Genomic DNA, 10,889 nt, shown 5'->3' on the forward strand with positions numbered 1-10,889 from the left:
GCTCCTGCAGCATATAGTAGCTCTTGTAGATGCCCGAATCCGCCGGGCCAGCACCCATGTCATAGCTCACGTGATACTGAGCAGAGACCTCAAGGCCGATGGTCACGTTGTCCTGAGTCTTAACGTCGATACCAAAACCGTTTTTCATGGTGCGTAGACTCACCGTGGCGGCTTTGCGGTCGATCACGGGCACCTTCATGTGGAAGCCCGCGTTGACGATGCGGTTAAACTTGCCCAGACGCTCGATGATCACGGCATGCTGCTGTTCAACGACATAGCAGGCGCTGGGAAGCAGCAGCAACAAAATGATGATGGGAATCAAAAGGCTGGTAAGGGCGGCGATGATACCGGAAAACAGCATGGTCTCTCCTCTGATAGGCACACGTTGGCATTAGGATACCCGCACGAAGCAGCCACGTGACACCAACAGGAGGCCCATAACAAAAAAGCCCCCATTGCTGGGGGCTCTTTCATTTAATGGTGTGGGCGAAAGGACGTCCGCGTATCCGCTTCGCGGATCCGCACCGGCTTTGGCCGCCTGCCGGCGTCCTCGCCAGCTCGCTAAAAACGCTCCGCGTTTTCTTTACGCTCGCTCCTTCGCAGGTTCAAGTCCCTGCGATGGGCCCATAACAAAAAAGCTCCCATTGCTGGGAGCTCTTTCATCTAATGGTGCGGGCGAAAGGACTTGAACCTTCATGGGGTTGCCCCCATACGGACCTGAACCGTACGCGTCTGCCAATTCCGCCACGCCCGCGTGCAGGAATTAGAATAACGGAGCGCCACCACGAACGCAAGAACTATTTTTGAAAAAGTTTGCGAGCATTTTCCCAAGCGGCTTGCGCGATTGTTTCGGCATCCTCACCAGTGCGATCGACACGGTCGTTAACCAGCGCGTTTGCCGTAATGGAGATCATTGCGGGCTCGCATTCAAGACCGCGGATGGGCTCCGGAGCCATATACGGGCAATCCGTCTCGAACAAAATTCGATCGAGTGGGGTTGCCGCAAATGCCTCGCGCACGTCGTCGTTGCGCTTAAAGGTGGCCGCACCACCATAGGCGATATAGCAGCCCAGCTCCACAAAGCGCTCCATCGTGGCGCGGTCCTCGCCAAAACAGTGCAGCACACAACCAGCCTGGGGCACACCCACCTCGCGCAGTACGTTGTACGCATCAACGTGCGAGGTGCGCTCCCCGTCCGAATCCTCGTGCCGCAGGTGCAGCTCCACCGGCACATTGCGGCGCACGGCAACTTCGAGCTGACGTGCCATGCAGTCAATCTGCACGCTATGGGGCGCCGGCGCGATATCGTCGTCGTAATCCATGTGGTAGTCCAGACCGATCTCGCCGATACCGGCGCATAAGGGGTCATCGAGTGCGGCAACGACCTGCGCGTGAACGTCGTCGGTATAGTCCGGCGCGCCATACGGATGCACGCCGGCAAGATACTTGATCTGCGGGATATCCTGCATCGGCAGAATTTCGCGCACGAGCCAGTCGCTATAGTCCGTCACGCTGCGTTTGTCAGCGATGGGATCGAACATCGTCACCAACAGGTCGACGCCCGCGGCTTTGGCGCGCACGAGCGTCTCGGGCACTTCTTTGCCCCAAAACGAAAGCAGATGCGCATGCGTGTCGGCAAGCGGTGCCAAGGGCACGGGGCAGGCGACCGTCTTCTTTTTCTTGGTAAACGTCACGCGTGCGGCATTAGGCATCATGGATTAGCTCCTGGGCCAGGCGGACAAAGTCGGCAACATCAAGCGTCTCGGCGCGCGTGGTGGGTGCGATACCGCAAGCCTCAAAGGCGGCATCGAGCACGTCCTTGGCAAAGCCGTTGGCGCTCATGGAATTACGGATGGTCTTGCGACGCTGAGCAAATGCGGCGTCAATCACGCGGGCCACAAATTCGCGATCGAGTCCTTCGGGCACCACGCCGTCAACACGGTCGATACGCACGACAGCCGAGTCCACGTGCGGCGCCGGCATAAAGCAGCGCGGCGGCACCTCAAAGCGACCCGTCACCTGCGCATACAGGCCGAGCTTTGCCGTATAGCCGCCATAGGTCTTGTTGCCCGGCACTGCGGCAATGCGATCGGCAACCTCCTTTTGCACCATGACGACGGCACGCTTGAGCGCCGGCATCGTCTGGAAGAACTGCAGGATGATCGTCGCCGCCACGTTATAGGGCAGGTTCGCGACAAACACCGTCGGCTCACCGCCCGCGGTCTGTTCAATCTGCTCCGGCGTCACCCTGAGCGCGTCGCCCATGATAAAGCGGAAGTTGGCATAGTCGGCGGCGTGAGCATCGAGCACCGGCTCGAGCTCGGGGTCGGCCTCGATCGACGTGACGCACGCCGCCTCCTGCAGCAGCGCAAGTGTGAGCGTACCAACGCCCGGGCCAACCTCGAGCACGCGCTCATCGCCCGTGAGCTCGGCAAGCTCGCAGATACGCTCGATCACATGATTGTCGATTAGAAAGTTCTGGCCCAGGCGATGCTTGGTCGCAAGGCCAAACTCCTCCAGCAGTTCCCTGGTGGCCGTGGGGTTTGCCAAAGGCGAAGTTGTCATAGTTGCCTCCTTAGCATGATAGCGGCGTCTTGAAACAAAAGGGCATGGACCGTGGCGGCCATGCCCTTACAGCTAAACAGCAAATTGCCGATATGGCGCTCGCGCGGTCTCTACGCCAGGCGCGGGAACAGCGGATCGCCCTTCTCGACGGGCTGACCGCCGGCAAGCAGGCCCCAAGTACAGATGCCCTTGAGGTCGTCGCTCGCGGCCTCGTTCTCACAGGACAGGCGGCGCAGGGCCTCGACGGAAGTCTGAGGCATGAGCGGCATCAGCAGGTGAGCGGCAATGCGGATGGCCTCGAGCAGGTTGTAGATCACGAACGCCAGCTCGTCAGCCTTGGCCTCGTCCTTGGCAAGCGCCCAGGGCTCGGAGTCCTCGATGTAGTGGTTGGCAGCATGGATGAGCTCCATGACCTCATCCTTGGCTCCGCCGTAATCGAGCACGTCCATCTTGGCCATGTAGCGCTCGACCAGACCATCGGCAATCTTTGCCAGCGGGTTGTCGAACGCATCGAACGATGCGGGCTTGGTGGGCGCGCAACCATCAAAGTACTTGCCGCTCATGTTGAGCGAACGTGAGATGAGGTTGCCCCAGCTGTTGGCCAGGTCGGCGTTGTAGACCTGCTCCATGCGATCGAAGCTGATGGCGCCGTCGGTACCGGGAACGACGTCGGTCATGAAGTAGTAGCGATAGCCCTCGACGCCCAGCATGTCGATAACGTCCTGCGGAGCGATGGCGTTGCCGCGGCTCTTGGACATCTTCTCGGCCTTGCCAGTCTCGGCATTGCGCACGGTCAGGAAGCCGTGGGCAAAGACGTGCTCGGGCAGGGCCTCGCCGATGGCCATGAGCATGGCGGGCCAAATGACGCAGTGGAAGCGGATGATGTCCTTACCCACGATGTGGAACTGCGCGGGCCAGCGATAGGCCAGCTCGGCACGTGCCTCGTCGGTGTCCACACCGTAGCCGACGGCCGTCATGTAGTTGAGCAGTGCATCGAACCACACATACGTCACGTGGCCCTCGTCAAACGGGACCTGAATGCCCCAGTCAAAGCTCGTGCGGCTCACGGATAGGTCGTTAAGGCCGCCCTCGACAAAGCTGCGAACCTCGTTCATGCGGAACGCAGGCTCGACAAAGTCGGGGTGCTCGTCATAGAGCTTGAGCAGCTTGTCCTGGAAGGCGGAAAGCTTAAAGAAGTAGGACTCCTCCTGCACGCGCTCAAGCGGACGGTGGCAGTCGGGGCACAGGTGCTGGCCGACGCTGCCGTACTCCTCGTCGCCCTTCTGGACCTGTGTATCGGTGAAGTAGGTCTCATCAGGCACGCAATACCAGCCGTCGTAGCTGCCCTTATACAGGTAACCGGACTCCTTCATGCGCTCCCACAGGTACTGCACGGCATGATGCTGGCGCGGCTCGGTGGTACGAATGAAGTCGTCGTTGGAGATCTCGAGCTTGCTCCAAAGCTCCTTGAAGTGCGGAGCCTGGCTGTCGGTCCACTCCTGCGGCGTCATGTTGTGCTTTGCTGCAGCCTCGGCGACCTTCTCGCCGTGCTCGTCCATGCCAGTCAGGAACTTGACGTTATAGCCGGCTGAGCGACGATAGCGAGCCTGGACGTCGGCGATGATGGTGGAATAAGCCGTGCCCAGATGCGGATCGGCGTTGACGTAGTAGATGGGCGTCGTGATAAAGAACGAAGGCTTGGTTTGATCCATGGGGTCTGTCCTCCAGAAAAACGTTGCATACAGGGGATGATTCTAACGCAAGGGCTGGATATCCTCCATCTATTGCATATCGAGCACCATGGCATAGACATCGCGCTTGCGGCGCGAATACTTCTGAGACAGGCGCTTGGCCACCGCAGAGGCGGGCTCCCCCTCCTCGAGCGCGACGCGGATATCCTCGCGCAGGGCCTCGTCGGGATCCGCCGCCGCGGCGCCAACCGGCATGATACCGGCCTCCTCATCCTCGCTCGGCGGCGCGATGACCAGCGCAATCTCGCCCTTTACCTCGCCGCGGGCACGCAGCTCCTCGGCAAGCTGGGCAGCGGGTCCGCGCAAGACCTCCTCGTGCAACTTGGTGAGTTCGCGGCAGACGGCAACCTCACGCTGGGGAAAAACCTCTGCCACAGCCTCGAGCGTCGCCACGATGCGATGTGGAGACTCGTAGAAGATGAGCGCGCCGGGCACCACGGCAAGGCGCTGCAAGCGGCGCACGCGGTCGCCGTGCTTTCGACCCAAAAAGCCCTCGAAGAAAAAATGCTCGCAGGAAATGCCGGACGAAACGAGCGCCGTGACGCAAGCAGAGGGCCCGGGAATAACTTCGACGGGCACATCGGCCTCACGCGCCGCCTCGACCAGCGCCTGGCCGGGATCGGACACGCTCGGCATGCCGGCGTCCGAGGCAAAAGCGAGGGTCTCCCCCGTCAGCAGACGGTCGACCAGGCCGGCGGCGCGGCTGGCGATCACATTCTCGTCGCAACGGACAAGCGGCTTGGAAATGCCCAGGTGCATCAGCAGCTTTGACGTCACGCGCGTGTCTTCGCAGCAGATGACATCGGCAGCGGCAAAGGTCTCGCCAACGCGCGGGGACAGGTCGCCCAGGTTGCCGATGGGCGTGCCGACCACATAGAGTTTGCCCGTATGGGCGCTGTTTTGCGTCATATCAACCTATTCAATCATGCCGCGCTCGAGCGTACCGAGCGCCGCGCGGGCGTCCCATGCCGCAATGCGCTTCTCGGTCTTCCACGTTTGGAAGAACCAACCGGCAGCCGGCGCAAACGAAGCCAGCTGGTTGGCGATAAACACGCGCTCGTAGGCATTGCGGCCCTCGGGCGTAACCGACGAGTTGGCAAAGATCGCCGCGCCCGACCATTCGCCCACCAGCACGGGGAACCCAGTCGAAATCGCTTCTTTGAGCTCGCGCTTGTTGCGCGAAATCGCCGTCGTCAGCCCGCGGGGGCTCGTGATATCGAGCGCATATTCGTCGCGGTAATGGTACAGGTGAAGGTCCATGTAGACGTTCTTGTACTTGGCGCCGCGCATAAAATGCTTCCACTCGCTGGGATGCCCCGACGACGAGAAGACGACGATCTTATCCTCGGGCATATATGAACGGACGAGCTCATAGGCATCGCGATAGAAGTTGCGCAGGTAGTGCGCCGGAATGCCATCCGTCATGGTGAAGAGGCTCTTGCGGACACTCATCTGCGGCGTATCCAGCAGCTCAATGCCCAGCAGGCTCTCGGCCTCGCCGTAGCGATCGGCCAGGCGCTCGAGCACGTCGAGCGCGACATGACGACCGTTGGTGGACGAATGCCACTCGGCAACAGCCTCCGGCGTGGCGGGCGAATCGTTGGAATCGCCCTGGCCACCGGGCACAGTTGCTAGATCAAGCAGCACGCGGATGTCGTACTTGGCAGCCCACTCAATTGCACGGTCGATGTAGTCGACAACCGAGATGTAGGACGCATCGGACTCCTGCGAGCCAAAGGCATACCAGGGTACCGGCAGACGCACGGCATTGAGGCCAATCTGCGCCATGCGGCGGAAATCGTCCTCGCTCACAAACGTCTCGTAATGACGGCGCATGCGCTCGTTATAGGCGGCGGTGCCCATGGCCTCCTGCAGCTCGGCCGCGTTGGATGCACCGGTCGCCGCGTATAGCGACGGTGTCACCCAAGGCTCGGGAATAAACCAGCCAGAGAGATTAACGCCGAGTATCCTCTCCATCACTGCCCCCTTCGGATCGTGCAGGCTGAGCCTGCATCGTATTGCACAGGAAAAGTATCGTTTTGAGTATACCCGCGCGTGCGGACAGACGACCGAACGGTCTGTAAAGTGGCGCAAAAGCGGAAGGAATATCTGGGCGGGCCCGAGATGGCGCGCCGAGATGTGCGCGCACGTCGGAAGTAAGCGCCGGAAAGCGCATCCCGCTCTGGGTCAAAATAATGGGATGCATTTTCCGCGGGTCCGCATAAAAGAAAAGGACCCCTTTGCAGAGGTCCTAGTCAATTCAAGGTGGCGGGGAAGGGAATCGCGTCCGCGCGCTGCGCGGACGGACCGCTGTGGCGCTTACGCGCCTTGCGAGCTGCGCTGGCAAACGCTTACGCGTTTACTCAGCTCCGCGCCCTCACGGGGTTCGATTCCATGTGGGGGCTGTATAAAAGAAAAGGACCCCTTTGCAGAGGTCCTAGTCAATTCAAGGTGGCGGGGAAGGGAATCGAACCCCTGACACGAGGATTTTCAGTCCTCTGCTCTACCAACTGAGCTACCCAGCCATTTGAGGTGTGCCTTGTTTCAAGGCTTGATTAGTATAACCAAGGACGCGTTCCGGTCAACCGAGAATTTTAAAAAAGTTTTTGAGCACAGCCTCGGTTCTATAAATCGGCAGGTCAGAGGCATCAGCCGGCAGCAAGAAGTTTTTCGCTCAGAGCCGCACGGGCAAACTCACTTGGCGTCATCCCCTCGGCAGCCGCCCGTCGACGAATGGCCTCCTTCATTCCCAGAGGAATCTTGACCGACAGCGTTGCCGTCCCCTCACCTGAGAGCGGGGGCCGTCCATGCACGATTCCACCAACGGTGTGTTCGCCATCCGGAAACTCTCCGCGCTCGTACGACTCGCACCACGCGTCAATCATTTCATCCGTTACAACCTGACCATTAGCGGCCGTATACGTCTTGCCCATCATCGACCCCTCTGCCGAGCTCGCTCGATCTCTTGCCAGAATTTCTTCTGAACCGGAGACAGGGCATGAATAATGAGCCATCCACGAATTAGTTCGACCGCAACAAGTTCCACACTTCGACCATCTGGAAGCCATCCAATGGCAAGCCATCTCGGCGGCTCGTCCTCCGACTCGCGGCGAATGCACTCAGTAACCGCGAACCAGGCACCTAGTACCTGCTTTTCCGTCAAGTGTTTTTTGGCGTTCGGATGGATCTCAACATCCATGCATCTTCTCCTCCATCTTACCCAATTTCGTATGACGAAAGTCCGCTGTCGCCAATCTCTTACGCCGGCACTTGTTGGAGGGCGGGAGGTGTAGCGAGGATTGAAGGGCGTTCCAATACCGCCCAGGCGCCGGGGCAGGAGCACATACACCAGGGACATACGTTTTCGTAGCGCGCGAGGATATTGCCGCGTGCATCGATGAAGGCGATGTCGATGGGATAGGCCATAAAACACGTATGGACCGAAGAGCAGCGTGGAAACGCCATGACGAGCGGCAGGCCGTTGGCGGCAACCGGACGCCGTCCCAGCATGCCGCGCAGGCGCACGACAAACGACTCCGCCACCGCAAACTCGGCCGGCGTCCAACCCAGCCTATTGAGTGCCCGCGCGTAGGCGATGTAGGACGAGACCGCGGTCACATGACCACCCCCGGACGCCATGGATCGACCGTTACCGCGCGCTCGTGCGACAACGTTGTCGGCGCCCCCAGCGGAACGCCAGCGATGCTGAGAGAAGTCGGCCACGGCTCATAGTGCATGGTGCAGGTGTAGGTCCTAAACGTACCGGATAGGGAGAGCAGGCCACCATCCGATGCCTTCGCGCCTTGCTCGCTCGACACTTCGATCTGCAAGTCATAGCCTTCCATGGCATTCAGAATTTGAGTCTGAACCGTCGCCGAGGCATCGGCAGAGCTTTCGTCGCCCTCCCCCTCCGACGCCACGGCGTGCGCCAACACGATGTCGGGCACCACGCGGTCGAAGCGCGCGACAGCGCTGGCAAAGATCATGACGTTGTACACGACGAGTGCCAGCACCAGCAAAACGGGCGTAACCACTGCCATCTCAACCGTCGCTTGGGCGCGCTCCTCGCGCAGACGCATGCGGATACTCATTACGACCCACCGCCCAGAGCGCCAACCAGCGTGGCGACATCGACGGTGAGCGGGATGGAGCCGCCGCCGGGCAGAGGAATCTCCGCAAGTGTGAACACCGTACCGTTAATGGTGCGTTCGACTTGATATTCCAACGCCTCGCAAAGCGCCTTGGGATCGGTCACGCCCAACGGAATACTTCGCAGTTTGTCTTGCGCTTGAGAAAGACCCGCAATGTCAGACCCCGGGCTCTTAATGACATTTGCGGAATCGGTCAGCACCGGCTTTCGCAGGCGCAAGTCGCACGGCTCCAGGCCCAACGCCGCCACGGACGCCGAAACGGTATCGCCGAGCCACGATGCGATGGAGCCCAACGCGCCGCTGCCCCCTCCTAGGCCCTTAATCATCTCGTCCATAAGTTCGTCGGCCGAACCTTGGATATCACCGTATCCTACGAGCAGCCGTCCCCAAACATCCATGACGCCATCGAGTACGCCGGCAACGCCGCCCGAGCGTTCCTTCAATGTCGAGAAAAATCGCGAAAGCACGTTGTTTTGCGCCGCCGCCTCATCGGGCGCCAGCACCGCGGCAGAGATAGCACCGCGATCGCCAAGCCTGACTGCCGTGTTAAACGAAGAGTTGAGCTCATCGGGGCTCGAGATGGCACCCGAAACCGCAAGGGCAACCACGCCGTTGCGACCGGGCGGGGCGATACGCGGGCGCTCGCCGGAAAGCTCCTTGATGGCCTGGTCAAACGCATTGCCCGCACGGTCGGCCTCATCCTCGGTCTGACGCTCGAGCTCGAGCTCTTTGTTGCGGCATTCGACGTAGTCTTCCAGGGCCTCTTTGAACTTATCGAAGTGGTACTCAAAGCCGTTTTCGATAGAAGTCGAAGGCGCTGCAACGGCACCGAGCGACGAAACGCCAAAATGGCATCTGTTGCATCTGTCCTGTCCGTCATAATCAGCAACCGAGGCTAACCCGCCTGGCGACCCCTTCTTATAGTTGGGGCAACTCGTTCCGTAATGCAGATACGTCTTGCCATCGATGGCGCTGGTTGGCCACGCCGCATCGGTATAGAGTTCCGTCGCTCGCACCTCGTCAGCGTTGCGCGGCAACAGCGGGATATGGGAAGTAACTTCATCTCCGTCCTCGGTTACATATGCACGATTGACCTCTGTACTCGCATAGGTGTAAAACGCCTTGCGCGCCGCCGACTCCGCCTTCATCTCGACGCTCGATCCCTGAGGTTTTTCATTCGCCAAGCGCTGCCGGTAATAGATTTTCGCGCGATCGAGCGCTATTTGCGGCTCCCATGTGATGCTCGACTTTTCATGACGGTTCTGACTGTCAGATAGTTCTGCTAGTTTTTTCGCACGCTCCCACATACACGAGTACTTGCCAATCGAACTCTCGTCCGACCCGCCACAATCCGCCAGCCAAGCGCGCTCTTTAGCCTTCGCCGTGTCCTCAGAAGCCTTCCGCAACTCCTCGGCCGCACGCTCTAAATCATCTGATGTGTCTTTAATGGTATCGGTCGAGATCTCTGACCCTTTGAGCGCAGCGAAGTCCGACTCGGATGTCCTGGGCACGGCAAGCGCCGTACCGGTATAGGCCACACTATCGGTATCCTGCGCCGATACCGCCTGCGTGGCACGCGCGGCAATCAGATACGGCAGAGCCGTCTCGATTTTCTGCAAGCCTTCCGATGCGCTTTTGGCAAACTTATTGCGCGTTTTAATGATCTCAATCCCGGTGTCGACCATATTGCCGGCAACTGGTTCGGCACCTGGGATGAGAATGGCAACCAGGCCCGTCCCGATTGTGGCAAACCCCGCTAGCCCCAGACTCAAGATGCTCGCATCAACCACCGTGGCAGCCGTGTGATAGGACGACACCACGTTGGCACCCGCCAACGCGCCGCTATCGGCCGCCACCTGGGTATCCCCGGCACGCGACATGCTCCATATCGCCGCGGTCGACGAAAACAACAACGTGAGCACCACTAGGATGACCACGGCAGAAGAAAGCGTGGTGTAGGCACCGTCTTCGATAAACAGGTCGATACCGGCGCGGCCCATAAAGCCGCCTCGCTTGCGATGGCAGCTCGGACGGCGCGTCAAAACGCGTCTAGACCAGAAACGCTTAATCCCATGCAGCAATCCACGAATCATAATCTCCCTCCAGCCATTCGGGACGTGATTGATACGAGACATCGACCTTGAGCTCAACGTAGCCGCCCTCGGCGGTACCACCCATAACCTGCGCAAACGCACCGATCACAGGCAACGGCTTGACCTCGCCGGAAACGGACACGGACGAGACGCCGCCCGCATCGGCCCGGCTAAGCTCGACATCCCACGACAACGGCCCGCCGGCATGAAAGATCGAAACGTTGGGCACTGCGGCAAGCCGGCGGAGGGTGAACTCCTTAAGATCGTCGTCCTCCGCCGTCGTCGTGGTCATGAGCCGCGCGGTCTCGGCGGCGGCAGACTCCATGACC

At 60.1% G+C, this 10,889-nt stretch carries 12 protein-coding genes and 2 tRNA genes; all 14 read right to left on the reverse strand.

Annotation, left to right across the window (positions count from 1 at the left end):
- Positions 1-361 (reverse strand): SPFH domain-containing protein (locus AB5164_RS08795; protein WP_368147990.1); only part of this gene is annotated, 361 nt, incomplete at its 3' end.
- Between the two features lie 306 nt (positions 362-667).
- A tRNA-Leu gene (locus AB5164_RS08800) sits at positions 668-754 on the reverse strand.
- Between the two features lie 43 nt (positions 755-797).
- Positions 798-1,715 (reverse strand): TatD family hydrolase, encoded by a 918-nt coding sequence (locus AB5164_RS08805; protein WP_368142199.1) that lies wholly within the window; start codon positions 1,713-1,715, stop codon positions 798-800.
- A complete protein-coding gene (gene rsmA / locus AB5164_RS08810) occupies positions 1,705-2,565 on the reverse strand; it encodes a 16S rRNA (adenine(1518)-N(6)/adenine(1519)-N(6))-dimethyltransferase RsmA (RefSeq protein ID WP_368142200.1) in 861 nt (286 codons plus the stop codon). Before rsmA ends, AB5164_RS08805 begins: the two co-directional genes overlap by 11 nt.
- A 110-nt stretch (positions 2,566-2,675) precedes the next feature.
- The gene (gene metG / locus AB5164_RS08815; protein ID WP_368142201.1) at positions 2,676-4,277 is read right to left on the reverse strand and encodes a methionine--tRNA ligase; all 1,602 of its coding nucleotides are present in this window, start codon (positions 4,275-4,277) and stop codon (positions 2,676-2,678) included.
- Positions 4,278-4,346: 69 nt separating this feature from the next.
- The gene (gene rsmI / locus AB5164_RS08820; RefSeq protein WP_368142202.1) at positions 4,347-5,225 is read right to left on the reverse strand and encodes a 16S rRNA (cytidine(1402)-2'-O)-methyltransferase; all 879 of its coding nucleotides are present in this window, start codon (positions 5,223-5,225) and stop codon (positions 4,347-4,349) included.
- A gap of 6 nt (positions 5,226-5,231) precedes the next feature.
- On the reverse strand, positions 5,232-6,293 hold the full coding sequence (locus AB5164_RS08825; RefSeq protein WP_161115712.1) for a glycoside hydrolase family 5 protein: 1,062 nt from the start codon (positions 6,291-6,293) through the stop codon (positions 5,232-5,234).
- Positions 6,294-6,768: 475 nt separating this feature from the next.
- Positions 6,769-6,841: transfer RNA gene (locus AB5164_RS08830), tRNA-Phe, on the reverse strand.
- A 123-nt stretch (positions 6,842-6,964) separates the two neighbouring features.
- Entirely contained in the window at positions 6,965-7,252 is a 288-nt protein-coding gene (locus tag AB5164_RS08835) for an ATP-binding protein (RefSeq protein WP_199575474.1), read from the reverse strand.
- Positions 7,249-7,515, reverse strand: a complete 267-nt coding sequence (locus tag AB5164_RS08840; protein ID WP_035136816.1) for a hypothetical protein — start codon at positions 7,513-7,515, stop codon at positions 7,249-7,251. The genes AB5164_RS08835 and AB5164_RS08840 overlap by 4 nt, the downstream gene beginning before the upstream one ends.
- Before the next feature lie 59 nt (positions 7,516-7,574).
- Entirely contained in the window at positions 7,575-7,955 is a 381-nt protein-coding gene (locus AB5164_RS08845; protein ID WP_368142203.1) for a DUF192 domain-containing protein, read from the reverse strand.
- Positions 7,931-8,407: a hypothetical protein gene (locus AB5164_RS08850; protein ID WP_368142204.1), complete on the reverse strand. Its 477-nt coding sequence runs from the start codon at positions 8,405-8,407 to the stop codon at positions 7,931-7,933. Before AB5164_RS08850 ends, AB5164_RS08845 begins: the two co-directional genes overlap by 25 nt.
- The gene (locus AB5164_RS08855) at positions 8,407-10,560 is read right to left on the reverse strand and encodes a hypothetical protein (RefSeq protein WP_368142205.1); all 2,154 of its coding nucleotides are present in this window, start codon (positions 10,558-10,560) and stop codon (positions 8,407-8,409) included. Before AB5164_RS08855 ends, AB5164_RS08850 begins: the two co-directional genes overlap by 1 nt.
- Positions 10,532-10,889: pilus assembly protein (locus tag AB5164_RS08860; RefSeq protein ID WP_368147992.1), on the reverse strand; the 358-nt coding region annotated here is incomplete at its 5' end. The genes AB5164_RS08860 and AB5164_RS08855, both read right to left, overlap by 29 nt.

Origin of the sequence: Collinsella aerofaciens (genome assembly GCF_040915425.1) — a bacterium.
GTDB classification, from domain to species: Bacteria; Actinomycetota; Coriobacteriia; order Coriobacteriales; family Coriobacteriaceae; genus Collinsella; species Collinsella aerofaciens_BW.